The 26,225-nt window shown below is 65.2% G+C and carries 22 protein-coding genes; 12 read left to right on the top strand and 10 right to left on the bottom strand.

Annotated features, from left to right (window positions below):
• Complete coding sequence (locus JOF29_RS21525) at positions 1 to 1,005, bottom strand: GIY-YIG nuclease family protein (RefSeq protein WP_209696303.1); 1,005 nt, start codon at positions 1,003 to 1,005, stop codon at positions 1 to 3.
• Between the two features lie 876 nt (positions 1,006 to 1,881).
• Here JOF29_RS21525 and JOF29_RS21520 point away from each other — a divergent pair.
• Together JOF29_RS21520 and JOF29_RS21515 are read left to right on the top strand one after the other, a co-directional pair.
• Positions 1,882 to 2,826 (top strand): hypothetical protein, encoded by a 945-nt coding sequence (locus tag JOF29_RS21520; protein WP_209696302.1) that lies wholly within the window; start codon positions 1,882 to 1,884, stop codon positions 2,824 to 2,826.
• A gap of 354 nt (positions 2,827 to 3,180) precedes the next feature.
• Complete coding sequence (locus JOF29_RS21515) at positions 3,181 to 4,419, top strand: helix-turn-helix transcriptional regulator (protein WP_209696301.1); 1,239 nt, start codon at positions 3,181 to 3,183, stop codon at positions 4,417 to 4,419.
• On the opposite strand, the gene JOF29_RS45455 is transcribed toward JOF29_RS21515, so the two are convergent.
• Entirely contained in the window at positions 4,392 to 6,128 is a 1,737-nt protein-coding gene (locus JOF29_RS45455) for a S9 family peptidase (protein WP_209696300.1), read from the bottom strand. The two genes, JOF29_RS21515 and JOF29_RS45455, sit on opposite strands and share 28 nt — an antisense overlap.
• 229 nt (positions 6,129 to 6,357) lie before the next feature.
• Here JOF29_RS45455 and JOF29_RS21505 point away from each other — a divergent pair, with 229 nt between their 5' ends.
• The 6 genes from JOF29_RS21505 (at position 6,358) to JOF29_RS21480 (ending at position 11,319) form a co-directional block, all read left to right on the top strand.
• Positions 6,358 to 6,744 (top strand): hypothetical protein, encoded by a 387-nt coding sequence (locus tag JOF29_RS21505; protein WP_209696299.1) that lies wholly within the window; start codon positions 6,358 to 6,360, stop codon positions 6,742 to 6,744.
• Positions 6,745 to 6,812: 68 nt separating this feature from the next.
• Positions 6,813 to 7,340 (top strand): hypothetical protein, encoded by a 528-nt coding sequence (locus tag JOF29_RS21500; RefSeq protein ID WP_209696298.1) that lies wholly within the window; start codon positions 6,813 to 6,815, stop codon positions 7,338 to 7,340.
• A gap of 428 nt (positions 7,341 to 7,768) precedes the next feature.
• Positions 7,769 to 8,545: a methyltransferase domain-containing protein gene (locus tag JOF29_RS21495; RefSeq protein ID WP_209696297.1), complete on the top strand. Its 777-nt coding sequence runs from the start codon at positions 7,769 to 7,771 to the stop codon at positions 8,543 to 8,545.
• Positions 8,546 to 8,606: 61 nt separating this feature from the next.
• Positions 8,607 to 8,996 (top strand): class I SAM-dependent methyltransferase, encoded by a 390-nt coding sequence (locus JOF29_RS21490; RefSeq protein WP_209696296.1) that lies wholly within the window; start codon positions 8,607 to 8,609, stop codon positions 8,994 to 8,996.
• Between the two features lie 537 nt (positions 8,997 to 9,533).
• Positions 9,534 to 10,487: a methyltransferase domain-containing protein gene (locus JOF29_RS21485; RefSeq protein WP_209696295.1), complete on the top strand. Its 954-nt coding sequence runs from the start codon at positions 9,534 to 9,536 to the stop codon at positions 10,485 to 10,487.
• A 355-nt stretch (positions 10,488 to 10,842) separates the two neighbouring features.
• Positions 10,843 to 11,319, top strand: coding sequence for a hypothetical protein (locus JOF29_RS21480; RefSeq protein WP_209696294.1), 477 nt, complete (start codon positions 10,843 to 10,845; stop codon positions 11,317 to 11,319).
• Between the two features lie 174 nt (positions 11,320 to 11,493).
• Here JOF29_RS21480 and JOF29_RS21475 read toward each other — a convergent pair whose 3' ends face one another.
• The 8 genes from JOF29_RS21475 to JOF29_RS21440 all read right to left on the bottom strand — a co-directional run bounded on the left by JOF29_RS21475 (position 11,494) and on the right by JOF29_RS21440 (position 19,976).
• Positions 11,494 to 12,324 carry a thiopeptide-type bacteriocin biosynthesis protein gene (locus tag JOF29_RS21475; protein WP_209696293.1) on the bottom strand — a complete coding sequence of 277 codons (831 nt, stop codon included), beginning with the start codon at positions 12,322 to 12,324 and terminating at the stop codon, positions 11,494 to 11,496.
• A 22-nt stretch (positions 12,325 to 12,346) separates the two neighbouring features.
• Entirely contained in the window at positions 12,347 to 13,576 is a 1,230-nt protein-coding gene (locus JOF29_RS21470; protein ID WP_209696292.1) for a lanthionine synthetase C family protein, read from the bottom strand.
• Complete coding sequence (locus tag JOF29_RS21465) at positions 13,573 to 16,482, bottom strand: lantibiotic dehydratase (protein WP_209696291.1); 2,910 nt, start codon at positions 16,480 to 16,482, stop codon at positions 13,573 to 13,575. The genes JOF29_RS21470 and JOF29_RS21465 overlap by 4 nt, the downstream gene beginning before the upstream one ends.
• A 207-nt stretch (positions 16,483 to 16,689) precedes the next feature.
• The gene (locus tag JOF29_RS21460; RefSeq protein WP_209696290.1) at positions 16,690 to 16,851 is read right to left on the bottom strand and encodes an FxLD family lanthipeptide; all 162 of its coding nucleotides are present in this window, start codon (positions 16,849 to 16,851) and stop codon (positions 16,690 to 16,692) included.
• A gap of 56 nt (positions 16,852 to 16,907) precedes the next feature.
• A complete protein-coding gene (gene fxlM / locus JOF29_RS21455) occupies positions 16,908 to 18,101 on the bottom strand; it encodes a methyltransferase, FxLD system (protein ID WP_245359362.1) in 1,194 nt (397 codons plus the stop codon).
• 202 nt (positions 18,102 to 18,303) lie between these two features.
• Positions 18,304 to 18,576: a hypothetical protein gene (locus JOF29_RS21450; protein ID WP_209696288.1), complete on the bottom strand. Its 273-nt coding sequence runs from the start codon at positions 18,574 to 18,576 to the stop codon at positions 18,304 to 18,306.
• Positions 18,573 to 19,295: a DNA-directed RNA polymerase subunit alpha C-terminal domain-containing protein gene (locus JOF29_RS21445; protein ID WP_209696287.1), complete on the bottom strand. Its 723-nt coding sequence runs from the start codon at positions 19,293 to 19,295 to the stop codon at positions 18,573 to 18,575. Before JOF29_RS21445 ends, JOF29_RS21450 begins: the two co-directional genes overlap by 4 nt.
• Before the next feature lie 348 nt (positions 19,296 to 19,643).
• On the bottom strand, positions 19,644 to 19,976 hold the full coding sequence (locus tag JOF29_RS21440) for a hypothetical protein (RefSeq protein WP_209696286.1): 333 nt from the start codon (positions 19,974 to 19,976) through the stop codon (positions 19,644 to 19,646).
• Positions 19,977 to 20,311: 335 nt separating this feature from the next.
• Here JOF29_RS21440 and JOF29_RS21435 point away from each other — a divergent pair, with 335 nt between their 5' ends.
• The 4 genes from JOF29_RS21435 (at position 20,312) to JOF29_RS21420 (ending at position 26,073) form a co-directional block, all read left to right on the top strand.
• Positions 20,312 to 21,736, top strand: coding sequence for a helix-turn-helix domain-containing protein (locus JOF29_RS21435; RefSeq protein WP_209696285.1), 1,425 nt, complete (start codon positions 20,312 to 20,314; stop codon positions 21,734 to 21,736).
• Positions 21,737 to 21,750: 14 nt separating this feature from the next.
• Positions 21,751 to 22,656, top strand: coding sequence for an aminoglycoside phosphotransferase family protein (locus tag JOF29_RS21430; protein WP_209696284.1), 906 nt, complete (start codon positions 21,751 to 21,753; stop codon positions 22,654 to 22,656).
• A 636-nt stretch (positions 22,657 to 23,292) separates the two neighbouring features.
• On the top strand, positions 23,293 to 24,483 hold the full coding sequence (locus JOF29_RS21425; RefSeq protein WP_209696283.1) for a helix-turn-helix domain-containing protein: 1,191 nt from the start codon (positions 23,293 to 23,295) through the stop codon (positions 24,481 to 24,483).
• 231 nt (positions 24,484 to 24,714) lie between these two features.
• Positions 24,715 to 26,073 (top strand): NsdA family TPR-like regulatory protein, encoded by a 1,359-nt coding sequence (locus JOF29_RS21420; RefSeq protein ID WP_209696282.1) that lies wholly within the window; start codon positions 24,715 to 24,717, stop codon positions 26,071 to 26,073.
• Positions 26,074 to 26,225: the final 152 nt, after the last annotated feature.

Here is a 26,225-nt window from a genome sequence, read left to right as displayed (position 1 = left end):
TCAGTTCCGGTTCAGGCCGTGTCTACGGGCGTCGAGGGCCATCTTGAAGTGGCCCTCGGCGGCGTCGATCTGACGGGTGGGCGTCGCTGGGTCGAACACCCGTAAGAGCGAGAACCGGAAGCTTGTCGGGTCGAGGTTGCGCAGTTCGGTGTTACCGCCATGGCCGTTGGTTGCATAGGCGCTCCAGCGCTGGCGAATGCTCTCCGCACCGTCGGCCTTGCCGACGTACTGACGCCCGTCACGGGTGTCGGTGATCAGGTAGACGCCTATCACCGACGCCAGGGCAGTGCGCCACGAGGCATAGCGGTGCTCGCGCATCACGGCCTGGAGCTTGGCGTGGTCCAGAACGAGGCGGTCGAAGCCGGGGAATGGCACGGGCTCGGCGTCGGCGATCTCGATCACCGGGTAGCCGGCCGCGGTCGTGGCGTTGATCCTCCAGGTACGCGGCGATCTCCAGCCAATCACCAGCCGGTTTCGGAGGTCCGCCATCTGCTCGGACGTGACGAGATCGAACGTTCGCAGTGTGCCGTCGTTCGAAGTCTCGCCGCGGTTCTCCAGCACCGACCAGAGGCGGGCTCGGTCGCCGCCCTCGCGGATGAATACGATCCAGATGCGGGGCGGAGCAGTCGGGAAGATGCGTGGTCTCGTGGAGTGCTTGCTCGTGTACTGAAGGATCTCTGCGTCGGTGGAGTCAGCGTGGAGGCCCGGCAGACCGCTGTCTTCGTGTTCGCGTACGTAGGCGTGGCGGATCACAAGAGCCTCGCCGGGATCGATTCCGGCGCTGTGCAGGATCGAATCGAACGTGAGCGTCACCGTTTGTTGCCTCTCCGTGATGCTCTCTCGCGGCAGTGGATTTTCGAGGGGCCGGGAGATTCGGCCCCCGCCCTGGTTGGCGAGGCGCTCCAGGTGACGCAGGTTGCCGAGCCGCTCTGCAAACGATGGTAGTCGCCGACGCTCGTAAGCGGTCAGCCGTGACGTATACGGCGGAATCGACGCGATCGGCATTGTTAAGGTCCGATCTCGCGTGCAGCTAGTGGCGTAGTCGCCGGTGAACGTGGCACTGGGTTGCCGGTTGCCGGTTGTCGGACTCGCGTTAGCCTCCTCGAGGCCGACTACGCCGTCCTTGGTGGCTGCGACGGCCGCGAGCGCCGAGGTGAGCGCCCCGTGGCGCAGCCCATCGTCGGTGACCTGGACACGGTCCCATCGCGTCGAGAGCTCGCCTCGCCGGATCCCGGCTGGTAGGGGAGGTCTGGGCCGTCATCAACCCCATCCGTCCGAGCACGGCGTGGGGTTCCCATACGTCCTTGCTCAGGTCGTACCAGGCCAGGCGGTCATCGGCGAACAACGTGAAACCGTCCGACGATGCCTTGGCGCCGATCTGCCCGAAATAGCGGAACATCAACCAGGCGGCGATCTCCGAGTCGGTCAGCACAAGTACCCATCCATTGAGGAAGAAGTCGACCGGAATGGCTACTACCTGATGGTCTTTGCCTGGCCGCTTCCAAGGCTGAGGGTCCTGGTCGATGCGAGGACCGAGCTCGAGGTTTAACTGCACCGGCGGACCCGGCGGAGAAAGTCGGTTGAGGAGCAAAGGACGTCGACGTCGACGTCGGCGGCTGCCGCTGGTCAGCGACCGCGGACAGTTGATTCTGATGGCCGCGGTGCTGATTGGCGTGGCCGCGTCCACTTCTACAAGGTGGACGCTCGGAGTGTCTGTAGCGATCGAGGCAGCAGGCTTACTGGTCGCCCTGCTACGTGATCAGCAGTAGGCGAACGTTGCAGCCAGCGCCGGATGGCGGCACACCACCCGGCGCAGCGCTCGCCGGGAATCGCGTTCACGCACGATCGGGGATGTCGGCGGCGGTCGGTAGGTTGCGGGCTATGTCTGCCTTGACTGATGAAGTGAAAGACCCGGCCAGCCCAGTGGCACTGTGGTTGCGGTCCACATTCCCTGACCACAAGGAAATCCAGAAGTCGTTTCGCGTGGCTGCCGGTCCGCAGCAGTTGCTGATGCCGGCCACGGTCGCGCCGGGAACTCAGGGCGCGGCGATCGACTGGTGGTTGCGCATGCTCGCCGACGGAGCCGTCACGCTCAGACTGCCGCTCGGTGGGCTGATGAAGCGGCCCGGCCCGTGGGGCGAGGCTGGGCTGGAGCTGCTGTCGGAGCTGGGTGGTATCCGAGCAAAAGTGGACAGGCCGGTTGTGGGGCCACTGACTCCGGGTCAGTTCGCCGATCGCAATGACGAGTGGTGGGCACGAGTCTGCTACGCCCTTGCGTTGATGGGCGAGCTGTTCCGCGCACCGGTGGAAAACTCTCGGCTGATGAGTCTGTCCGAGTCCAGCCGGGCAGCAGATCTGCTCGCGTTGGCAAATGATGCCGAGGTCGCCGACCTGATCGCGATGCGGGATCTGGCGCGACAGCGATTGCTACCGAGCCTGCCCGCCGGGCCGGTGGCTTCTGGCATGACGTTCGACGGCAGCAAAGATTTGAACGCAGACGCGGATCTGATTGCCGGCGGAATGCTGGTGGACTTCAAAGCAGGCCAGGGTGGACAGCCGCGGGCGGACGGCACGCGGGCTGCAAGCCTTGCGCGTTCCGATCTCGACCAGCTGCTGGGATACACGCTACTTGACTACTCCGACAGGTTCGGCCTGCACACGGTGGCGATCTACCTGGCGAGGTTCGGCTACCTCGGGGCATGGCCGCTCAACGAGCTGTGCACGCAACTGGCTGGCCGCCCGATTGATCTGACGCATTTGCGCGCCGAGTTCGCCGAAGTGCTCCGCGGCCCCCTGCGCACCCACTGGAACCAGCGCAGCCGGTAAGCGAAGTCGCCCGCCAGGCCTACATAAACGGCTCCTGCACGGCCGCCAGGAAGGGTCGACTCAACCCATCTCCGCGCGCCTTTCAGCGTAGCGAGAGGTAGGCGCCGCTGCCTACGGTGTGTCGGTCTAGGGCCGACCAACTGCGGCATCGAATGGAATGGTGAAACGCATTTCGCGTAGGGGTTGCGGAGAGTGTCGATGGCGTGTCTTAATGTAAGGCTGTTGTGGCAGTGTCAGGTCGTGTGAACGAGGATGATTCGCCTAGCTGGTCGGTGCCGGGTTACTCCCGGCCATGAATGCAACGGGGAGGCAGAGATGGCGCAGTCTCCTCGCCCTCTGTCTCCACAGGCATCGGTGCGCGACGCGTTCGGAGCTGCTGTCCGTGATCTGCGTGGACGGCGAGGTCTGTCCCAGGCGGATCTCGGATCGCTGGTCTTCGTTAGCAAGGATCAGATCGGCAAGATCGAGAAGGCCCTGCGCTGGCCGACCTCTGAACTTATCGCTGACCTTGATCGGGAACTCGGCGCTGCTGGCCTCCTTCAGGCGTTCGAGCCGAGCCTTCGCTCGCAACGTCGCATTGCTCAACCACCTCCGCGACGAGTCGAGACAACGCTCGAGCGAGCAGCGCTCGATTGGCTCACCACGTCTACCGGTGAGGTTCGCATCTTCGGGTCCAACGACGATCTGGTCGGCGAAGAGGAGGTTTCGGCAGTCATCCAGCAACTCATTCGCTTCAGAGAGCTCGACCATCAGCACGGCGCCGGCCGGATACATCAGCTGGTCTCCGGTTATGTAGCTGTCGAACTAGAACACTTGCTGACTCGCGCTCCGGTCGATGAGGTAACAGCGAAGACGTTGTACTCAACCGCGGCCGGCTTCTGGGAACTCGCCGGATATCAGGCGATCGACCTCGGGCACGATGACTATGCCCGCGACTGCTATCTGCGGGCGCTGGAGCTCACGACAGCAGCCGGGGATCGGCTCTATGGCGGCTACCTTCTGTCTGTGAGCAGCGCTCACCTTGCACTCCACGGAGGCGATGTCGATCAGGCATTGCGAATGGCTCGAACGGGCATTCACGGGACTACGGACATCGCAGACCCCACGGTGCGTTCAGCGTTTGAAGCGGTGCTGGCGCGGGGCGAGGCTCGCCGGGGGGACGAGAAGGCAGCCACGGAAGCTCTGCTCCGCGCCGAGACCCAGTTGGCGGCCGCAGCCCCGGACAATGCACCTGCCTGGATCAGGTATTTCACCCCGGCGTACCTAGCCGATGAGATGGCGCATTGTTTTCACGACCTTGGCCACCAGGTGCTTGCACAGGAGCAGGCAAGTGAGGCACTGAGCCAGATTGCATCCGGCCACGTACGCCGGCTCGCCATCGACACTGCGCTGATGGCTTCGTCCTTGGCACGGGCCGGCGATCCGGAGCAAGCGTGCGTCATCGGTCGGAACGCGGTCGATCTCGCGGCACAGACATCATCCGCGCGCAGCCGGAGTCGGATCGACGAATTGCGTCAGGATCTCGTGCCGTACTCGGACCTCGAACCGGTGATCGAGTTCGGGGACTATGTGCGCTTCGCGCTCTCTGATTGATCCAGTATGCGGCGGAAGAACCGCAACTCGGCGTCGAGGACTTTCGCTGCCAAGTCGGGCGCAGCAAGTGTGTGGCTCGACGTGTCCAGTACCAATAGCTCGTGGTCGGCTCCACGTGCCTTGAGATCTGAGGCTAGCGCGACCGTGTCTTGCGCCGAGGTAATTGGGTCGTGAAGCCCGTGTACGAGGAGAACGGGGCACTCGATATCTGCAGAGCTGACAGCGATTGCGCCGCTTGCCAATGCCGATGCGTGTGCGCGCTGGAACCTTGGCACACTGGCCTCCCACCTCTTCGGATCGACAATGGGCGATCTAGCCGCGGCCGCCCGAAACGGTCCGGTGGTGGTGGCCGCGCGAAGGGCCGTGTATCCGCCGGCACTGGATCCGCAGATGAAGACCTCGGCGGCGAGAGTCACTCGAAGCGTGATGAGGTGCTGCGCTACCGCCACACAGTCCTCCACATCGTATGAACCCCAGTTGCCGTACAGACTGCGGCGGAACGCCCTGCCGTGACCGGTGCTTCCGCGATAGTCAACGTCCGCAACGGCGAAGCCGTGACGGGTGAAGAAGTCCATCTGTGGGTCACGCCGCAGAGAGATCTCGTCTGTCGGCCCAGGATGTGCACGCACGATGACCGGTGCTCGCCAATTTGTCTCGGCGTCAATTGGCGGATGCAACAGGAAGTCGATGCCGTCAGCCGAGTGTCGCTCAGGCTGCCTGACCTCGTTCTGTGGAGGCTCTTGCCCGGCGATAGCGGCGTACGACCCATCCCTGTCGATGAGCACAACGGCCGGCGCAGTCGTCGGGGTTGCGGCGATCATCGCGACGGCGTTGTCGATCGTGCACAGATAGGGCTTGATCGCGGTGTATGGCAGCTGAAGGGCCTCTGAATGCCCAGTCTCGTCGATGAGAAGGAGGTGGTCTTCGAAGTCCTGGCGAGCCCGGATGGCGACCTTCCCGTCCTCTAGGAGCACGTAACTCCGATAGCCCAGTTCCCACGGCGCGGCGGCACAGTCAGCTGCCATCGGCGCTACCGCATATGTGCGCTGGCCATCCCATCGATACAGGTTGAGCCAACCCGTTCGATCGGACATGAAGTAGAGACTTCCGTCGGCGCTCCATTGAGGTTCGACGACTGATTCTGAGAGCCCACCGGCTACAAGCAGCGGAGTTCCCAGAGAGCCACCTGAACGGGCGTTGTATCGAGCGACCCACAGCTGGGTGCTGTCCCAAGGCATGTGATCGGCATCCCAGCTCAGCCAAGCCACATAGTCAGGTCCCGGCCGAGGCGACGAAAGGAAACTCGATGACTGCAGGAGCACACGAACTTGCCCGGTCGAGGTGTCGGCATCGACCAGCTGATCCCCGTTCGTGCCCTCACACAGAGCGAAAACAGTCTCGCCGCGGACAACCAGGTCGCCAAGCTGATCTCCGGTACCCCCGGTCAGCGGCTCGGCTTCCTCGGAAGTAAGTCGGTAGATCCGCCCATCCTTTGACGAGACGCCGTAGACACCACCGGCGGACGCTGCAACCGCTCCACCGCCGTAGGCATGAATCTCGTTGCCCACTTCGAAACCCTGCGGTGCAGCGAGGGCAATCCCATCGCTAGCAGTCCACTTGACGAGTTGATCAGGACCTTCGGCCGACTGAATCCAGAACAGAGAGTCGGCGTAAGAAATCAGGCCATCGTACGCCGCAGGAATCGCCACTCTCTGATGTTATCGAAATCGCCTTAGCTAGCAGCTAGCAGCTCGTATTGATCGCCGCCATGCCATGCGGACAGACTGACTGTCCGCATGGCAGACCTCGACTCTTGCTCACTGCATCTCCAGACTCGAACAGGTAGCAGTAGATAGCGCTACGTAACCACGGACCATCGCCACTAGGTCACCTGATCGTCATTGGACCGATGTATCTGCGATAGGAGCGAGGCACCAGATGACACCTGCATCGGAGGAGACTGCTCCTCGCGTGTTCGTACTCGATCGGCGTCGTGATGTGTCAGGTGTGTCCGGCACGGGGCTCGTTGCCGAAGGGGTCGTCTGGAGCGATGGCGCTGTGGCATTGCGCTGGCCGGGAGACAACCCGACCACTGTGGCGTTCGAGACCGGCATCGAGGGCGTGGAAGCGGTTCACGGCCACGCCGGTGCGACCACGGTGCGGTTCCTCAACGAGCTGCGGCCAGGTCGTGTGGCTGCCGACTTCGACTACCCGCTGTCCACGGGGTTGCGGGTGCCGACCGCCGGCGTCGATGGCCTGTGCGCGGGATGTGACGGCGCCTGGCCGTGTACGCGGTGCCCAGACGTCTTGGCGGCCTTCAACTGATGACCTCAAGTGGGGGGACCACTCGTATGCAACGTCGACGAATGCATTGCTACTTCAAAGAGCACTTCATGATGACGGCGAAGGAGCGTTCAGCGGTCCTCGCTCTGTTCACCGGCTTCGCCGCGCAACAAGGTATCGAGCTGGGTTGCATCTTCCGCGACACCGTCGAAACAGGGGCAGCAGGCTTGGACGCGTTGCGTGTTGCCCTGCGCGTTGACGATGTACGGCTGGTTGCGGTGCCCGCGTTCCCGCATCTAGATGTGCTCGGCGATCACCGCGGTGTTGTGCGTGAGTTCGCGGCCGCAGGGATGACCGTCGTTGCTGCTGATTCATGTTTTAGCCATGGGCCAACCCGATCGATCGGCTGCGATCCCTCATCGCAGAATCGGCCCTTTCCCTGGAGTCCCGGCGCGGTGCGCACCTCCTCAGGGCATCGCACCGGGACTCCCTCTCAATCCGGCGAGCGGGTGCATAGCAAATGCGCTGTGTCCTGCTCGCCGTTCCACCCCGAGAAGCCCATGCGCGTTTCTCGGTCCGCCTCGCTGCCCTCAGTGGCGCCTGCTTGGGGGCAGCGAGAGCTCGGTTCCATTCCCTGAGCGGCGGGGCGGACGTGAGGTCCCTGCGCCTGGCGCCAACCGCACACCTCAGTTCTGAGGTGCTGGCGCTGGCTCCCTGTGCCCACGTTCGTCCCGCCTTTGTGACGGGAAGTCCCGGCGGTCCGACGCCTATCCGGGTGTACAGCGCCTCACAACGCCAGCTTCCGGGGCTTCCACTCACCACCATCCGCTGGGACTGACAACCAGGCGGGTATGGCACGGTCGTGACGGAAGCGTGGACGAGGAAGTAATGCAGGACCGCGTGACACCAATCGACGAACTGACGCCACTGCTGGTGGCAGGGACTCGAATCACTCCAGGGTTTGCTGACCCAGCAACCACATGGCTGGACAGTCATTGCGATGTTGCGCTCTCAGCGCTGATCACTGCACCCCGCTCAGTCAGCAACCCTGAACCGGAAGGACTCCGTGAACACCAGCACAACCAGTCCCAGCCCAGCCGAGGCGCTGCGCGATGTCATGATCCAGCAGATCCAAACGGCCGGCCATGCCAGCAACCAGGCTGTCGAACTTGCCCTGCGGGCGATTCCGCGTCACCGGTTCGTCCCGGACGCGACAGTGAAGGATGCCTACGCGGAGGGAACCGTGGTGACCAAGCGCGCTGACGATGGCACGGTTCTCAGTTGTGCGTCTGCTCCGATCATTGTGGCGATGATGCTGGACCAGCTCGATATCCAGCCCGGTGACCGGGTCCTCGAGATCGGCGCAGGCACCGGCTACAACGCTGCCCTCATGGCACACATCACCGGACCCGCCGGACACGTCACCACCGTCGACATCGACTCCGAGGTCACCGCAGGGGCTCGCGCCGCGCTCGACACCACTGGCTACGAGGCAGTCACCGTCATCACCAGGGACGGCGCACTCGGCGACGACGAGAACGCACCCTATGACCGGATCATCTTCACGGTCGGACCCTGGGACATTCCGGCCGCGATCGTGAACCAGTTGGCGCCCGGTGGACGTTTGGTGATCCCGCTGCGGTGGCGTGGAGAAGCCCGCAGCGTCGGGTTCGTCCGCGACGGCGACCTGCTTCGCTCCGAAACCATCGAGCTGTGCGGCTTTGTCCCGATGATCGGCCAAAAAGGTGAACACACCGCCTCCATCGATCCCGACGAGCTTGTCTCGCTGGTATGGGATCAGGACCAGGCAATCGATCCGGCCCCAGCTCGCCGGCGTCCTTGACCGGCCTCGGTACGAGGTCTGGTCGGGTATCACGGTCGGCTCCTATGAGCCCTTCGATGGTGTGTGGCTTCGGCTCGGCGCGACCGAACACGGCACGTGCCGGTTCGCCGCCGAGCCGCAGGCTGTCGAAGCGGGCCTGTGCAAACCAGCCTTCCCTGTGCGCACGCCGGGCCTAGCCGAGGCGGAAAGCCTCGCATACATGACGATCCGGCGCCTGGAACCGGACAGTGATGGCAATCCGCGTCACGAACTCGGTGCCGTCGGCCACGGGCCAACCGGCCAGGAGCTCGCCGACCGCTTCTGTAACCACATTCGCAGGTGGGACGAAGACCGGGGCGCCCGGCCCCAGATCACCATGTACCCAGCTGGAACACCCGACAGCGCTCTGGCCGGCGGTCACAGGATCGAGAAGTCCGAGTCGCGCCTGGTGCTCGGGTACACCGCCAGCTGATGGGCAAGCCAGCCGACGGTGCGACTGCGGACCGGTCGATCAACCTGGCCCAAGACACTATGGCGATCCTGAAAGTGCTCGCAGCCAGACGAGGCGTGTCCGTGACGGGAGACAGTCCGCGGTGCGGTCGCAGTCCTTCAGCTGTCGAGAACGAAGTCGCCAAGGGCAACAGCATCACAGTCCCTTGAGCCGCACCGAGATGGTGGCACTCGGCCCATGCACGAAGTGTGACTGCTGGGATAGCCGGCCCTCAGATGCTGGTCGCGGGCAACGCTGCGATTGAGCTGCCACCCACCCCCGTTGATCCCTCCCATTCAGACCTTGATCCGCCCAGATCGGTGAACTATGACAACGACATGGCAGACAGCTGCCGCGCACTTGGCCAACCTCGTGGCACCGCCGGGAACGGTCCTGCATGAGGCGGTGTCGGTGACGCCTCGGCATGCGCTGGTGCCGAAGTGGTGGGAACCTAAAGCTGGCAGTACCGCGATGGAGTGGGCACTGACCGGTCCTGCGGTCGATGAGCCGTGGGGCAAGGTGTACGCCGATCTCACCTTGGTGACCCGTGTCGGCCCAACACATGCAGACCACGCTGCGCCTACAGACTTGGCGGTGGGTGCGCCGACGTCATCGTCGACGATGCCTGGTCTGGTGACGCGGATGCTGCAGTTGATGTGGCTGGAACCAGGCCACCAGGTGCTGGATATCGGCACTGGTTCGGGCTACTCCGCAGCGTTGCTGGCCTACCTGCAGGGAGATGACCTAGTCACCAGCGTCGACATCGACCCGTACCTGGTACAGGCAGCACAAGGCCGGGTTGCGGCGTTCGGCCGGACACCACGATTCGAGACGTGCGACGTAACCGGTGGTCTGCCTGAGGGTGAGTGGGATCGGGCGGTGTCGATGGTGTCGGTGCGGCCTGTGCCGGGAAGCTGGATCACGGCGCTGGGACCGGGTGCGCAGTTCGTGACGACGATCGCGAACACTCCGCTGCTCGTCCAGTTCGCGATCGACTTCGACTCCATCGCCTACGGCACCGTCGACCGCGGACCGGCGACGTTCATGCGAACCCGCTCCACCACCGACTACGCGCCCCGCTTCGACGCGACCTATCTGTCTGCGCGTGACACGGAAGGTGACGAGGTACGTAAGGCCAACGGTCCGATCCCTGATCTGTGGACCGAGTGGGAACTGCGCTGCCTGTTCGAACTGGACACCCCCGACATCGAGTTGCGCACCGGTGCTGATGATGACGGCAACAGCAACGGTGTCGTGTGGCTACTCGGAGCCGACGGTGCGTGGGCGCGGGCCGAAGTTGCTACCGGGCTGGTCCATCAAGACGGGCCACGGCGTTTGTGGGACGAGCTGGAACGAGTCCGGGCCAACTGGGAAGAGAACGGGACTTTCAGCATGCGGGACCTCGTCTTTGAAGCGACCATCGAATCCACCATCGCCGTCGCGCCTACCGACAGTTGGACCATCACCTTATGAACCATCCGACCGAGGGGTCTGGGGCCTTGACGGATTCCGCGATGAGTCGGAATCAAGGCGCATCAGCAGACCGGGTCAAAGCGATCAGGGAGATGACCAGCGCTGAACGTGCCGACGAGCGAGACCGTAACCCCGATGGGTTCTTTCAGCGATTGAGTGCCGAGAACTGGGTTGCAGCGATCGCTGACGTCCGTGCGCGTGACCGGCGGCGTGCCCGCGAGACACGGCGACGCTGGTTACGCCGCTTCAGTTTCGGGCTCCGGGCTGGTGACCGGTGAGCATAAATCAGTTCGCGGGCAGCGCGGACCGCACATGGGTTCACCCGTGGGACACAGTCCCGTTCGAAGATCGGCCGGTGTGGGTGCTGGACCCGTTGCGGCAGATTGGACCGCTGCAGTTCGCGGCGAGTATGGACACGGTCGAGGAGCTGATGGGCCCGTGGTCGTCGCACGGCGGATACCAAGATGGTCCGCAGCAGACCCGATTCGGCAGCAAGGGTGTCACCTGCTACAGCTACGAAGGCAGGTTGTGCGCGGTGGTCGTGGATGCGAGCCGCGGTCCACGGGTGACGCTTGACCGGTTTGAGCTGGTGGGTCAGACACCGTCGCAGGTGGATGCCTGGCTCCTGCAGTACTGCCAAAGCCGCGGCATGGAGTTGCTGCTCAACCAGCACTGCGACCCGTGCACCGATGCTCTCGGTCTGATTGTTCGTGGACAGCGAAGCCACGACATCGTGCTGACCCGTGTCGTTGCTGTGTGCGAGGACTGGGCCGACAGGTGCGGCGACACCTCCGAAGGCTGGATCCCCGATTCGGAATGGAACTACTGGTGAACCACAAACCTGCGCACCCCGTAGCCAGCTTCGACAACTATCTCTGCGGTACCCTGTACGCCGAGCTCTTAGCGCAGATTCAGGGTCGTTCCGGTCGGTCCAAGACAATCGGAGATGGGCCAGCCTGTGCATTCTCCTCAGAGGAGTTGGCTGGCGAGATCCCCGCCTGACAGCTCAAACGTGCGTATTGAGACCGCACGAAGACACGCCCTGTGGCTCATCGAAGACAGCTTGTCGTGCGGCATGGGCGAGCGTCGACTGGGTGTCGTAGGGCAGGCCGAGTCGGTTCCAGTGGAACAGGACGTGGTGGGCTAGAACGGCGCGTAGGCCACGGTCGAGGTGCCCATGGACGTGGAGGTCGGCAAGCTCCATGCCGGCTGTATGGAAGCCGTTGATCCAGGTGACGACGCCTGCGAGTTGTCCTGCGGGTGTCGTGAGGGTGCTGTCGGGTCCGATGTCGACGCTCATCAGACGGCGTAGACCGGTAGCCAGGTCCTGCATTCGTGGGGTTGAACTCGGGGAGGTGGTGGGTCGGTTGGCGGCAACGCGTGCCCAGACATCGCCCTGCTCGTACCAGTCTTGGCCGGCTGCGCGTAGGAAGGCGCTGTTGAGCAGGATGGTGTGTTCTCGACGGTGGGATTGCGGATGGGCTTGCTGGGCGAGGATCTCGTGGCTGTCGTGGCAGAACAGGTGGTGTGCGGTATTCATTGCCTCGGGGCCGCCGAAGGCGTGCTCTTCGGGCTCATAGATCGTTTCGATCCAGCTGGAGATCCCTCCGCTGGCCTTGATGGTGTCGAGGCCTTGGTGGACGGGGTCGACGGCTGTTGGGGCGCTGGGTAGGTAGCGAAGTCGCCAGCCTGGCGCTTTGCGGATGAACCACCACGCCTCGGTGGCCGTGTCCATCAGCGGTTGCAGCTGGGTCGCTGCGATGTGTTCGGCCGAGGTGTAGTCGGTGAAGTCCGTGGTGACCTGTCGCCAGGGCGAGGGCGGAACAGTAGTGGACATGTGGTCTCCTGATTGGTTGTTGTCAGGCCAGCAGCATGCAGACGTCCCAGCTGGAGCGTGGAGCCTCGTGAGTCGCTGCGGTCTGAGCGGCGAGCGCGGCGCCGGTACTGCCTTCGAGTAGTTCCGTGCTGCGTGGCGCGCTCTGGAGGTGGTTGCTGAGCAGGTCGGCCAGTCCGGGCAGCTGGGATGTGAGCGCGCCGGTCTCGGCGTCACGAGCGACGCGCCAGGTCGTCTGCAGGAGTCCTGCGCTTCCATGGCACAGGCTGGGTCCGTCGATGCGGGCGAGCTGGGAGGGGTCGGTGATGCAGCTGAGGAGCGCGGTCTCGGCGGCGCGCCGACGTGCGAGGTCTCCAGTGGCGAGCGCGGCGAGTTGCTGGGAGCGTGCGATACCTGGGGTGCCGTAGCACCAGGAAGGTTGGAGTGGGCTGGACTGATCGCATCGTGCGGCGTCGGCTTCGTTCAGGGTGATGGTGCGCGGCCACCAAGGGCCAGCAGGGGCGTCTTGTTGCCACTCGTCGAGCCAGTGGCAGATGCGGTCGATCGCGTCGGTGTGGCCTGGTACGGCGATGCCCGACGACAGTGCGAGTGACAGCAGCGCCAGGGGACCGGTGATGCCGTGGGCCATACCGAAGTTACCGTGCCCGCCGGGGTAGTCGCTGGGAGGCTGTCCGGTGGGTCCGTGGTTGGTCCACCAGCCCGGCAGCCCGGAGGCAGCATGGCGTTCGGTGAGCCGTACGAGGTACGTCAAGACGGCCGCAGTCACGTCGTGATCAGGGTCTTGGTGCAGGTGATAGGCGCCCAGTCCGGTGAGGCCACGGATCAGATCGAACTCGGCCAACGCCGGGAGGTCACCGCGGTCGATCCGGGCGTGTGCAGCGTCTAGGCGGCTGCGGGTCAGTTCCTGGGCCGCGGCCGCTAGCTGAGTCATCGCCTGACGGTAGTGGCCGGTGGCCTTGTTGGCCGCGGAGGTGACGAATGCCAGTGCTGGGACGCCGAAGAACAGGCTGGCACTGGATGAGCCGTTGAGGTTTCCTCGAGTTGCGGCGGTCAGCCAGGCGCGCAGGGTGGGGGAGTGCGTTGGCCGGGTGAAGGTGTATTCGCTGTGGAGCAGGGTGATCCCGGCCGCTCCGCCGGCCAGCGATTGCGGCAAGTAGTCATGGGCGCCGGTACTGGTGCGCAGCGATGCCGGGTCGGTCAGGCTCTTGGCGATGTCGTCGACGAGTGTCTGCAGCTTCGAGGTGGTTTGTGTCATGTTCGGGCCTCGGTGCGAGCGTTCTGGCTCAGTGCGGCGGTCCGGGCAAGGCGGTGGGCGAGACGTTCGGACTCGGGCGCGATCCCGTTGGCGCGGACGCAATGCAGGTGCAGCAGCGACGCCAGCACAGGGTCGGGTGGCGGCCATCCACAACGGTCCAGGACTGCGCGATAAGCCGAGACCGCAGCCTGCCGCTGCAGCCAGGCGTCGATGATCTCGATGCCGCCAGGTAGCTGCCGTAGCGCGGACTGGCAGGGGGAGGCCAGGTCTAGTGCCTGGTCGTAGACGGCTCGGGCCGGAGCAGCAAGGGGTTCGTTGGTGAGATGGTCGATCAACCATCTCGCGCCCTTGGAATCGTCACCGGCGAACGCGGCGGCTAGATCGACCAAGCTGGCGGCGGTCAGCGCAGCCGGGGCTGCCGCACCGCTCTTGGCAAGATGGGCTCGTTGTGCGCGCGCTGCGGTGGAGTCGGCAGCGAATAGTGCTTCAGCTGCCGCCATCGCCTGGTCGTGGCCGAACCGACCGGTCTCGGGTAGGTAGGTGTCCAGTTGCAGCGTGGAGAGCAGTCCTGCCTGTTGGAGTTGCTCCGCCCAGGTACCGACCGCACGTGCTACAGCGCCGAACGAATCGGGGTCGGTGAGCCGGATCCGCAGCCGTAGGTGGCTGTCGGGATCGCGGTAGGGAAGGAACCACCAGGAGGAGTCCGGTGGGATAGCGGCCAACAGCCTGTCGAGGTGGGTGTTCAGCAGCGCGCTGTGGCGGTCGGGGTGGCTGTAGAGCTTGCAGAACAGCCACTGCCCGCTACCCGGCAGGTGAGCTCCGGGTCTGCCTGGGCCAAGCGAGTCGGTGGCTGGGGATGTGGGGCGCTGCGGGATCACCGGCCATCCTCTGGGCCTCGTCGTCGCTACCGGTACGACGATCTCGTGGGCGTGCCCGTCGATCCAGCCCAGCTCGGTGGCCGCGGGGGCTTCCTGGAGAGTGGCTCGGCCGCGGCGGTCGAGTTCGGCGCGCAGCAGGTGCAGGTGTGCCGGCTCGTTGAGGTCGAGTTGGAGTCGCTGGTCGTTGCTGCCGAGATACACCGTGTCCGGCACCATCAGCTGTGTCCGCCACAGTGCCGCGGCCTCTCTCCATTCCTGCCAGGTCGATCCGGGACCGGGCAGGTCGGCGGCAACCAGGTTCCAGCGGGCCGGCGACAAGATCGTGCGCTGGTAGGTCAGCCGGGGCAGGAACGGAAGCTGGCTGGCGGCCGCCCAGGTGAAGGGGCCGATCCCGGCGGCGCGGGCACTGGACAGTTCGCAGACGAACCGTAGTAGCGGGTGGGCGAAGTTGGTGAACTCCACCGCGCTGAACAGTTCCGGCTCGACCGGTTGCGACAGGGACTTTGACCAGAGGTACAGCCGGTGAGCGTCCCCGACGACCAGTAGGTCGCCCGGCCCGAGCATCGCGGCCTCGTCGCGAGTTGGATGCTCGCTGATCGACAGCCGGGTCGGCAATACCGGGAGGCTGCGGGCGACGTTCTCGGTCTCGGTATAGAGCGGCGGGCACGACACCTGCACCCTGGTGGCTTCGGCGTTCAGCGGCTGCAGAGCTCCATATGCGGCGGTCATCCGGTCACGGTCGGATGAGTCGAGCAGATCCAGGAAGCGGCCGGCGGTGGCGCCTGCGGCCCGGAATACCCCAGTCACGACCATCGTGAACTCGCCGGCGTCGAGGCTCTCCCGGGTTGGTGCCTGGACCCGTAGTGCCAGCTCGGCATGCCGCGGCCACTGTGCTCGGCCGAGACGATCGGAGTCCAACTCGCTGATTGTTGCTTCGTCCAAGACGACTTCGATGCGGCGCTGCAGCGCCGCGCTCTGGGCCAGCCGCAGCAACGCCTGGTCGCGGTCGGTCGGCCGGATGGCCGGAGGTTCGTGCAGCGAGTCCCGGTAGCCGGCTGGGAATCCGAGTCCGCTGTCGGGGTTGACCAGCTCGAGCAACGGTACCGCGGCTCCGATGCCGTAGCGCTCGAGGAATCGGCTGTGGAAGCTTTGCCAGTTCGGTCGTCCGAACGGGTGCGGGCTCAGTCGTGCCAAGGCGGCGGCAGCCTGTTCGATCTCAGCGGCGACCATACGAGGGAGAACGACCTCTGCTTCAGCGCGTAGGTCCATCTGTGCTCCAGCTGGAGAGGTGATGGAATCGGCTGGGACCGGCTGGGCATTGCGCAGATGTGTGACCTGGTCTTGGATCGCACTGATGTTGTCAGCGCGGGCCTCGTCGAGGACCGCGAGCACATGTGCCACAGGGTCGAGGGTGGTCATCGGTGGGCGGAGACTGGTGATCAGTATCCGCTGACCGACCAACTGGTTCAGCATCGTATCGATGACTGACCTGGCGGTTCCGGGGGACCGTTCGGCGATCCGTTCGCACAGGTCCGAGCGCTGGATGGGTTTCTGCGCAGCCCGACTGATCAGGTCGATGATCGGGGTGTAGCGGACGGATACCTCGGCGGGCTCGATCCGGTCGTCTATGGCGGCAGGGTGTTGCCGCAGGCCGATCACGAGGCGCCCGTCGCGTACCGTCGCGACGTTGTTCAGCACGATCGTCAGCCGAGCAGACAGATCGGCGCACTGTTCCAGGTCGGAGATCGCGGCGGCCAACCAGGTCGCATCGATGCGAGCAACTTCTCGATGCTGATCCCCGATCCGCACCTGTGTTGCCGTGCCGAAGCTGCTGGCGGCCACTCCAGCGAATCGCCCGAAGGGCGTCGCCCGGCTGGAAGCCCGCAGCCGGTACCGCAACACCGACACGACCGTACTGCGGACCTGCCGGGGCCTCACCTCATGCCCGGCGAGGATGGCCTTGACCCGTCGGGTCAGATCCGGTGTGGCCGTGAAGATCGCCGCCGTGAACGCGGTGTCTGTCCACACTCGGTCCAGCCAGGTTCGCCAGTGGTGAATCTGGCTCGCGGGTGGCGCGTTCAGATCAGGCCAGCCATGCTGGCTGCCGGCGCTGACGGGTCGAGTAGCTAGCCGGACCATGGCCGCGTCAACGACGGTGAACAACGTCCTGCCTCCTCCTGTGCAGAGGACCCGGCGGCGTGCATCGCCGCCACCGGGCTCTCTTCGGAACTGCGGTCAGCAGGTGCTGTTGGAGCAGGCGCTCTGACAGGTCTGGCCACAGTTGTCGTCGGTGTTGCGCATCAGGTCAGCGATCACGGGGCCGGACGAGACGATGCTGAGGTCGAGGTCGAAATCGGTGTCCGGGATGGCCGTGGTTGCCTGCAGGTGGTGGGTCATCGGTGTGCTCCTTAGCGGAAAATGGCGCGGATATGACGACCTGAATCCGGTCGGCGTCACGGCGACGTCGGCCAGAAGATCAGGACACTCGTGTGCTTCTTCTCAACTAACCGGCCGCCGGCCGGAACCCGTACGTCGGTGCCGGCCGGGTAGACCTCGACGCGGGCGCCCGATCCGCCGCGGTGCGACTGATCCCACTCGCGGATCAGCCCGATGTACTGGTCGACCAGCTGGTCGGCGTGCGGGCCGTGGCCGTAAACGATGAACTCGAACGAGGTCCGTTCGTCGCTGGTGGGCTGGGATGCCCGGTAGGCGAAGCTGTCGTCGGCCAGAGCGGTCTTGGCTCCCATCCGCGCTGACCGCTCGACGACACCGGAGGCGATCGCTGCGTCTTTGGCGACCAGCAGTCCAAAGTCGTCCAGTGCTGTTGCCATAAACAGATCCAGGTCATCGAACGGTTCGTAGCCGCCGACCTCGATCCCGCTGCCGCGTGTTACCCGTGCTGAGGTCAGTGCGCTGCGCAGGCTGTCCGGAGAGGTCACCAGTTGGTCGCTGTCCACTCGCAGTGCGATGTCCTCGCCTTGCAGCAGGATCAAGCGCTCGTCGTTGGCGCCAGCTCCTTGCATCGACACGAAGCCGCACAGGTCGTAGTTCTGGCTCACCAGGCGACCGTCCTTGCGAGCGAGTGCAAACGACCGGGTCAAACCACGCAGCCGCAACGGCACTACGAGTAGTCCATCCTCGGCCAGTTGTTCGATCCATGCGGGCGGAACATCCCAGGCGCCGGCCGTGACGATGATCCGATCGAACGGGGCGCGCTGTGGCACCCCGCCCTCGGCATCGACCTGCAGTACCTGGATCCGGTCGTAGCCGGTCTCTGCCAGGTACTGCGCCGCGCGATCGGTCACGAAGGGATCGATGTCAACAGTGGTGACTTCACCTTCAGGACCGACCAGTTCGGCGATGAGCGCGGCGTTGTAGCCACCGGATCCGATCTCCAGGACCCGCATGCCAGGGCTGATCTCGGCCTGTTCGAGCATCTGCGCCTGAATCCGGGGGGCGGAAACCGAGCTCAGTGCCAGGCCGTTGTCGTCGCGCTTGGTGATTACGACGTCGTCGCGGTTGTAGACCTGCTCCAAGGGCGCGTCTGGGGCAAACCGTTCCCGCGGCACGATCGAGAAGGCCCGGGTGACTCCTTCGGTTCGCAGATCGCCCGCGCCGCGCATCTGCTCTACCATCGCCGTGCGCAACTCGTCTGCCTCGGCAGGCTTGTTCAGGTCTCGTAGTGTGTTCACTTGACTACTCTCTCAGTCGGGACCGACAACATGTGGTGAGGCGGTAAACGAGTGCTAGCGGCGGTGATGCCCATCGTCGGTTCTCCTTCTCGTGCACCAGGCCGACGGACCTCGGGCCGGTCGATCAAGGTGGCGTGACCGGTTGATCTGTGTCGACTCAACCGACCAAGTCGATCTGGCGAGCGCGGACCCTTCGCCTCGGCCACCACCAGCGCGAAGGCGAAGGCTCGATGAGGACGAACTGATTGCCTTGGGCGATCTCGTTCTCGACGAAGTTCAGGACGCTGAGGCCGCGGCGGATCGTCTCGTTAGCAGGGTCTCCTCGTCTTTCCCCGAGCGCCCGCAGGACGATCGTGGTGTCGACTGCGAGAATGATTGGCAGCTCGTAGCAGAGGGAGCCTTTGACCCATAGCGGTTTGAGTTCGGTCATGGCTGTGCCTTACCTTCGCGTGGGCTGTGGTCGTGGCCAGAGGCCTCCCCGTGTGCCGTGTCTGCTCCCGTGGGAGTGCGCATCTCGAGGGAAGGTGATGGTGCCCGTTGGACCGTGGCGCGGTCAGGAAACTCTGGAGCGAACGATTGGATCAGTAGCCGGGCTCGCCGGGCGAGGTCGTAGTTCTGGTCCTGTTCGGCGTAGAGCGCCAGCTCGGCCAAGACACTGACGAATTCGCGGGCTTGCGCGGTGGTAGGCCGCGCTGGTCTGGGGTTGGTGTAGTTCATCGCCAGGGCAGGCAGCGTCGCCCGGCGGATCGTGTGCAAAGACGGCCGGCCCAACATGCGGATACCGAGCAGGTCGTCATTGGTAATCACGGCAACTTCTTCGGCCGTCTGGAAGCCCTCCCGTTTGAGCAGTTGCGCGAGTCGTGGGGTCAGCTCGTTTCGCAGGTCGTCGAGAAGGAGCTGGCGTACAGGCGACCACGACATTCGATGATCGAGTTCGGTACGCAGGAGCCGGACGGAGAACCTGCCGAAGCCGTGAACTGACGTCAGCTCAGCATCGGTAGCTGCGACGACATCCCCGACCGTGAGATAGCCCGCCTGGCTAAGTAGCCGACAGAGACGGGAGTCAAGCGGTGGGTCGAGTTCCGTCAGCAGCACATCGTCGGGATCCTTGAGGTGATCTGGGTGGAAAGCGTCATCAACGGCGGTCATCTGGCTTCCTCTGCGCAGGGCTTCGCGGAAGGGCGGTTGGAGCCCCTGACGCCCGGGAGAAGGGTGGCCGCTCGGTCGAGCGGTGACGGGCCGAGAAGCCGGCTCCGCAGTCCACGTAGTCGGTGGCGACGTGGCCCTGCTGGAGTGAACGGCTGCAGCGGCCGGTGGGCGCCGTTGACGACTCCTGGCGCGCACCTAGCGGTCTGTGGAGTCCCTGGCTCTCAGGGGAAGGCCTCAGCCAGGGGTGCTGAGAAGGCCAGGGACTCCGGTCGGAAAGGCAGGACTGAGTGCCGGCGGTCAGGAGCCGCCGGACACCGGATGAGGAGGTCCGGATCGATCCCGTCCCGGTCATAGGGACTCCGCGACGAGCACCCGGGCGTTGGTCTCCCGCGTGAGCCGCTGCATCTTCGACGGCTCGCCCAGCGGCTCCAGGTGGGTCTTGGTCGGGACGACCACGGCGTCGACCTCATAGCGCCGGATTGCTTCCAGCAGAGCCTCGAATGCGGCCGGTGCTGTGGGGAGGTGCTCAACGTAGACGGTGCCGAGTGCGTACCCCTCGCGCCGTGCGAACGCCTTGAGCAGGATCTTCAGCTTCTCGGTTGCTGCTTGGGAGTGCAGCGGCGGCTCACACAGATAGCCAAGCATTAGCGGCAGGGTCGGATCGATGTCCGGCCTACTCATCGCCGCTCCGCGCCCGAACGGGACTGGCCGAGCGGATCCCACCGGAGGACCCTGCCGACGTACAGCGCTGCGAACCAGTCACTCATCGCGTCAACTCCCCGTGCACCTCATCAGGCTGGTTCCGTGACGCCGGAGGAAATGAGGTTGTCCCGGCATCACGGGAGTAGCGGGAATAGTCGCGCTACGTCACCGAGTCTGTGGCTGGTTTGGCGGCCGGTCGAGCTTTCCCATGCGGACAAAGTTCTTGTCCGCATGAGCTCGTGCGACTATGAACCCTTCAACCACAGTCCGTGACGCCGTGGTGACGGCATCCGCAGCGGGAGGAGGAGGCGGGGATGGCTCAGGAGCCGAGACACCTTGCTCCGCTGGAGTCTGCCCGGCAGTTCTTCGGTGCGGAGCTGCGCCACTGGCGCACGGTGCGCAAGTTGTCGCAGCGGCGTCTAGGCGACATCACCCACGACTCCGCGGACATGATCCGTCGAGTCGAGACGGCCGAGAGGCAGCCGTCGGAGGCGATGGCACATCGGCTCGATCGGGCACTCGACACCAATGGCGTATTTCACCGGCTCTGGTTGCGGATCGACCGGGACCGGTCGGCGCTTCGAGCCGCAGCGGTATTGCCGGATCCCGAGTTCGACGCCAGGCTCGGCCTGGAGTGGAGTTCGAGCCCCGCGCTGACGGTGGGAACGGTTGCTGGTCTGTGGAGAGCAGACCAGCAACGGCACCACGTGGTCATCGAGTCCAACTGGGCCGCCGGCGCGCTCGTGGATCCTGCGCGGCGATGGCTCCAAGATGGCAACGACACGGACGCCTCGCACCTCGGCGGCCGTCGTATCGGCCGCAGCGAGGTCGACGTGATGTGGTCGATGTGCCGGTCGTTCGCCGACGCCGATCATCACCTCGGTGGCGGCTACGCGCGCTCGACGCTGATCCAGTTCATGAACGAGCGCGTGACCCCGATGCTCCGCGGCACCTACGACAGCCAGACCGGGCGGCAGCTGTTCACTGCTGCCGCGCGGCTGTGCGATCTGGGTGGATTCATGTGCGCCGATTCATCGCGCCAGGGGCTGGGGCAGCGGTACTACATCCAGGCATTGCGCCTGGCCAAGGCCAGCGGTGATCGCGCCCTCGGTGCCCACATCCTCGGCGACATGTCCCTGCAGGCCTATGACCTCGGCCGGCCCGGCGAAGCTCTGGCTCTGGCGCAGGCCGGGCACCGCACCGCCCGCGACTGCGGCTCCCCGTCGACCGCTGCCCGCTGCAGCGCTTTGCAGGCCAGGGCACATGGACTGGCCGGCGACCCGGTTGCCACCGCGGAGGCGATGAGGGTCGCCGAGCTCGAGCTGGCTCGAGCCGATCTAGCCGACGAGCCGTTCTGGATCCAGTTCTTCACCGAGGAACAACTGGCCGCCGAGTTCATGTACTCCGCCCACGACCTTGGCCACACCTCCGAAGTGCACAAGCAGGCGCCTACCGTGCTGCGGAGCTCGGCGAACATGCAGCGCCGCGAGGTTCTCGCTGCCTCCACGCTGGCCGCGTCCTATCTGCCGCAGAAGCGCCGAACGGGCGTCATGCACGTCGACGTTGACCGCGCCTGCCAGGTCCTCGCCGATGCACTTCCAGCGGCAGCCGGCCTGACGAGTGCGCGCGGCCTCGCCGCGATCAATGCCGTCCGGCGGCAGCTCATCCCGTTCAGCGCGGCCCCGGCTGTCCAGCGGGTGGAAGCCACGTTCCAGGAGTTTGTCGGAGCCACCGTCTAGCTAGAGTGCTCGCCGTGGTCACTGCCCTCGACGAAGCCCTCCGCGCCGCCTGCGAGCAACGTCAGCTCGACCCCACTGGCGCCGAACTCATCCATCACTACAGCAACGCCGTGTACCTGCTGCCCGCCGAACCGGCGATCGCCCGGATCGCCGTGGGCAACGAGAGCCCCGAGAGGCTGCGAGCGACCCAGATCGTGACGAGCTGGCTCAGCCGAGAGCGCGGCTTCGCAGCCACCACGCCGCTCGCCGGCGTCGACCTGGTCGAGATCGACCCGACCACCACCGTGACGTTCTGGACCTACTACCCCCAGCCCACACCGGGCCAGGGAGAGCCACTGACGTCTGCCCACCTTGGCCAACTGCTGCACGACCTTCACCTCACCGGCTGGCCGCCCACTCCGCTGCAGCGCTGGACCCCACTCGAATCGCTCGAGCGAGCGCTGCTATCGACCGCCGGCAGCGACGCGATCTCGGCCGAAGAACGCCAGTGGATCACCGACCGCGTCAGCGCCGTACGCGCCGAGCTCTCCGCCCTCGACTGGCCACTCGGCGAAGGCCTCATCCACGGCGACGCATGGGCCGGCAACCTCATGTGGGACACCATCTCCAGCCCGCCTCGGGCAATCTTGTGCGACTGGGATCGGGTCAGCTGGGGACCTCGCGAAGTCGATCTGATCCCGACCTGGCACGCAGCTGTGCGGTACGGCCGGGACGAGTCCTGGATTCAGGACTTCATCACGCATTACAAGTACGACCTGCGTGACTGGTCCGGCTATCAAACCCTGCTCAGCATGCGCGACCTCGCGCAACTGCCCGGCCCGCTGCGCAGAGCATCCAACCCACCGCATGCCGCCGCACTGCGGCAACGGCTAGACGCACTTCGCTCTGGCGACCGCACGGCGATCTGGATTGCACTCTAGCCGCGGAGGCACTTCCAGATCGGTCGGGTGGACAAGGCTTAAGAGGCTGCGTTTCCAGCGATCGCCACGACGGCCACACCTGCTCCAAGGACAAATAGGATGGCCAGGAGCGTGTACCGGGACCGCCGCCAGGCCCATCTCGCCCGGCAGACGAAGATCACGACGATCATCACCGCAGCAAGGACAGTTCCAATGATCTGGGCGGCTACCGAGCTTGTCGACTGGATGACAGCGAGGACAGCCAACAGGGGAGCCAGCACGAGACCGAGGAACACCAAAGGCCCTTCGGAAGCCACCTCTGGCGCAGCCCCAGTCTCGCCCTGCGTGCTCGGTGCGACGCTGACAGGCCCGCCGACAACGAACGATCCCAAGGACGGTGGCGGCGTGGAATCCGAAGCGCGCAAGGCCTCTAAATGACGCTCGCGCGCTCGCCAGTACTCCTCGAACGTGTCTACGTCGTCGTACTTGGCGATGTCGCGGTCGACGTTAAATCTCCAGCGGCCCTCGCCGGTCCAGAGGCATCCTTCAGTTTCCCGCCACGAGGGGTAGACCGGCCAGTTTCGGTCCTACGGCCTACTCTCGTAGGTGTGCCCGGTGTGATGAGGAGACGGGCCCAGCTGAGGAAGGTGTTCGGCGATGGCCGCTAGCACGATCGGGGCGCGGATCCGCGAGTTGCGGGGCAAGGTGCTCACCCAACGGCAGTTGGCCGATGCCGCCGGCGTCAGCATTGACGTGATCCGCAAGCTTGAACAGGGCTCCCGGCAGACAGCAGCCATTGCAACACTGCAGAAACTCGCTCAGGCGCTCGACGTCGACATTGCCGCCTTGGTCAGCGAGCCTGCGGCGCTTGCTGCCGCCGGGCCGACCTCTGGTGTCGTTGCCATCCGCCGGGCGCTGACGCCGGTGGATGACCTCCTTGGGGAGTCACTGGTCGAGTTCGACACTCTGGCGGTGTCTGATGCCCGCCGGACCGTCGACTACGCCTGGGGTGCCTACTGGGGCGGCAAGTACGACCTTCTCGGCAGCCTGCTCCCAACCGCGATCTCCCAGCTACGGGCCACGGCCCACGCGGCGGCGCCGCACGAGCGCACAGTGGCCTACGAGCTACTGGCACGGATCTACTGGGCAGCGGGATGCACGTTGGTCCACCTGGGTCACCCGGATCCGGCATACCAAGCCATCCGGCATGCACTGGAGGCCTCGAGGCAGGGCAACGACGAACTGCTCGATGCCACGCTACGTGGCTCGGTGGCATGGCAATTGCTCGTACAGGGCCGTTACGACGAATCGCTGGCGCTGGCGATCAAGACCGCGGAATCGCTGGAGCCGCACGGAGACGTTGGCCCTGCGCACTTGTCGACCTACGGCTCCCTGATCCTGCAGGGCGCCACTGCTGCAGGTCGTGCTCAGCAAAGCCAGGAAGCTCACGCCTTGGTGTTCTCGGCCGGCGAGGTCGCGGCAAGGCTTGGCACAGACCGACGCGACTACGAGACTTACTTTGGTCCCAGTCAGGTCGTGATGCAGACCGTCGACGTGAACGTGGTCACCGAGGACTACGCCGCAGCGATTGTCGCGGCCCGAGCAATGCCCGCCGGCAACGGCTTACCGCTGGCCTCGCGAGCCCGCCACCTGGCAGACCGGGCGCTGGCGCACACGCGGGTGGGAGAACCGCAGAAAGCACTCGATGCGCTCTTGACGGCGGAACGGATCGGCCCGGACTGGATCAAATACCAGAGCCTGCCCCGCCGGATCGTGTCAGAGCTTCTCGACGGCGACGGCCGATCGGCCCTGCGTGGGTTTGCCAAGCGCCTCAATGTGCACGATTGAACCTGCTTGAGCAGCGATCGAGGTAGGACACTACGTCCCACCTCACGTCGGTCATCCGGATCTACCCTCGCAAGATGGGGAGATCACGCAACGCAGCGATCCGGGCACAGCATGCGCTGACCGATGATGAGCCACTGGCGCTGAGCGGGGTAGCCCGACCGCCAGCTGTAACGCCAGCCTCCTTCTCTCTGGCCGCACCTACTGCCGAGATCGCACCGCTCGGACGGATCCATGGGTGAGACGGCGAACGTGCACCCGCTCGCCGTTCTGCGTGCAGAGCTCGGCGTGTCGACCACGCAGTATCTGCGAATGGTCGACGAGCGCCACCAGGCGCTCGGCTTCGGGGCGATGGCGATTCGCCGGGAGAAGGTGACCCGGTGGGAGAAGGGCATTCACGCTCCTGATCAGGCGGCCCAGTTGGCGATGGCTGATCTGCACGGCGTACCTGCGGATGCTGTCCGGCAACTCGGCTGGCCGGGTTGGGTGCAGCAAGCTTTCCATGCTGATGCGGCCGTGCTGGGTGCTCCATGGACCCCTGCCGGTACGGTGGTTTCGACCGCTGCTTCTGCACAGGGAGGCCCGATGGACCGCCGTGGATTTCTGATCGCAACTGGTGCGACGCTGACCTCTCTTGGCACTGACTGGGCCGGGGCCGTGACCGGCTTACCGACCGCAGCCGCTGGCGCTGGCCGTAAACGGCTGACGCCGCTGCTGATTCCTCGGCTCGAGCAGCGCCTGGACGACCTTCGGCACTTGGATGATGTCCTTGGCGGAGGCGAACTTCGGTCGCTCGCGGTGGCTGAGTTCAACTTGTTGTCGCAGCTGGCTGACGAGACCGTGTACGACAGCGCGACCGGACAGCGGTTGTTCTCGGCCCTGGCCGAGGCAGCGAGGATCTGTGGCTGGCTCCACTTCGACGCTGGCCGCCAGGCCGCGGCGCAGTCGTTCTACATCTCGGCCTTGCGAGCCTCGGCTACCGCCGGCGATCGCGCGGCAGGCGCGAACGTGCTCGCCTTCATGGCGATCCAGACCTACTCCGTGGGCAACCCGACCGACGCACTCGGATTGGTCCGTACCGCCCAGACTCAGGCGCGTCGCCGGGCAACACCGCGTGTCTTGTCCATGCTCCATCTGAGAGCGGGCCGGGCCCTATCCAAGGTCGGGGACCGCAAGGGGAGCGCACTCGAACTGTCGGCAGCACGCGACGCCTACGCGGCTGGACCGAGCGATGACGACCCGCCGTGGTCGTATTGGATCTCTGAGGGCGAGATCGAGATGGTGTCCGCATCAGCTGCTCTTGAGCTGGGGGATCCGCAGCAGGCTCTGACGCATTTCGCCGCTGCCCGGCAGGGTACGTATTCGACCGAGGGCTATGCCCGCGACAACGCTCTCTACCTAGTTCGTGCGGCCGACGCGCACCTGCGCCTGGGCGATGTCGACTCTGCCTGTGCCGTCGCTGAGGAAGCTCTCGACCAGAGCGACAGCGTCGGCTCGGCGCGGCCGGCGAGCGCGCTGAGCGATTTCCGCGCCCAGCTGAAACCGCATCGCGAGGTTCGATCCGCGCGGGAGTTCCTGGCCCGCAGCGCCTGACACCGCACAGCCATCTAACAGCCCGCCCCCGCTCGGGGCGGGCTGTTTCTGTTGCTAAAGGCAACGGTACTCGGCTTGGTGTCAGGGACCTTGTCATGTCAAGGAATACGGGGCCTTCCGCAACAGGTCCGCAGCGCCGCGCTCAGGTCCGC

This window comes from Kribbella aluminosa, from assembly GCF_017876295.1.
GTDB lineage: Bacteria > Actinomycetota > Actinomycetes > Propionibacteriales > Kribbellaceae > Kribbella > Kribbella aluminosa.
The sequence above is the reverse complement of the archived record's forward strand: the minus strand, read 5'-3'. Positions and strand labels throughout refer to the sequence as shown.

Bases quoted from the DNA above. Each gene is read 5' to 3' on its own strand.
- JOF29_RS21475 (WP_209696293.1), bottom strand. From the start codon at position 12,324: ATGTCCACTACTGTTCCGCCCTCGCCCTGGCGACAGGTCACCACGGAC.
- JOF29_RS21445 (WP_209696287.1), bottom strand. From the start codon at position 19,295: ATGACCGCCGTTGATGACGCTTTCCACCCAGATCACCTCAAGGATCCC.
- JOF29_RS21460 (WP_209696290.1), bottom strand. From the start codon at position 16,851: ATGACCCACCACCTGCAGGCAACCACGGCCATCCCGGACACCGATTTC.
- JOF29_RS21525 (WP_209696303.1), bottom strand. From the start codon at position 1,005: ATGCCGATCGCGTCGATTCCGCCGTATACGTCACGGCTGACCGCTTAC.
- JOF29_RS21420 (WP_209696282.1), top strand. From the start codon at position 24,715: ATGGGTGAGACGGCGAACGTGCACCCGCTCGCCGTTCTGCGTGCAGAG.
- JOF29_RS21450 (WP_209696288.1), bottom strand. From the start codon at position 18,576: ATGACCGAACTCAAACCGCTATGGGTCAAAGGCTCCCTCTGCTACGAG.
- JOF29_RS21425 (WP_209696283.1), top strand. From the start codon at position 23,293: ATGGCCGCTAGCACGATCGGGGCGCGGATCCGCGAGTTGCGGGGCAAG.
- JOF29_RS21435 (WP_209696285.1), top strand. From the start codon at position 20,312: ATGGCTCAGGAGCCGAGACACCTTGCTCCGCTGGAGTCTGCCCGGCAG.
- JOF29_RS21500 (WP_209696298.1), top strand. From the start codon at position 6,813: ATGATGACGGCGAAGGAGCGTTCAGCGGTCCTCGCTCTGTTCACCGGC.
- JOF29_RS21470 (WP_209696292.1), bottom strand. From the start codon at position 13,576: ATGACACAAACCACCTCGAAGCTGCAGACACTCGTCGACGACATCGCC.
- JOF29_RS21440 (WP_209696286.1), bottom strand. From the start codon at position 19,976: ATGAGTAGGCCGGACATCGATCCGACCCTGCCGCTAATGCTTGGCTAT.
- JOF29_RS21520 (WP_209696302.1), top strand. From the start codon at position 1,882: ATGTCTGCCTTGACTGATGAAGTGAAAGACCCGGCCAGCCCAGTGGCA.
- JOF29_RS21505 (WP_209696299.1), top strand. From the start codon at position 6,358: ATGACACCTGCATCGGAGGAGACTGCTCCTCGCGTGTTCGTACTCGAT.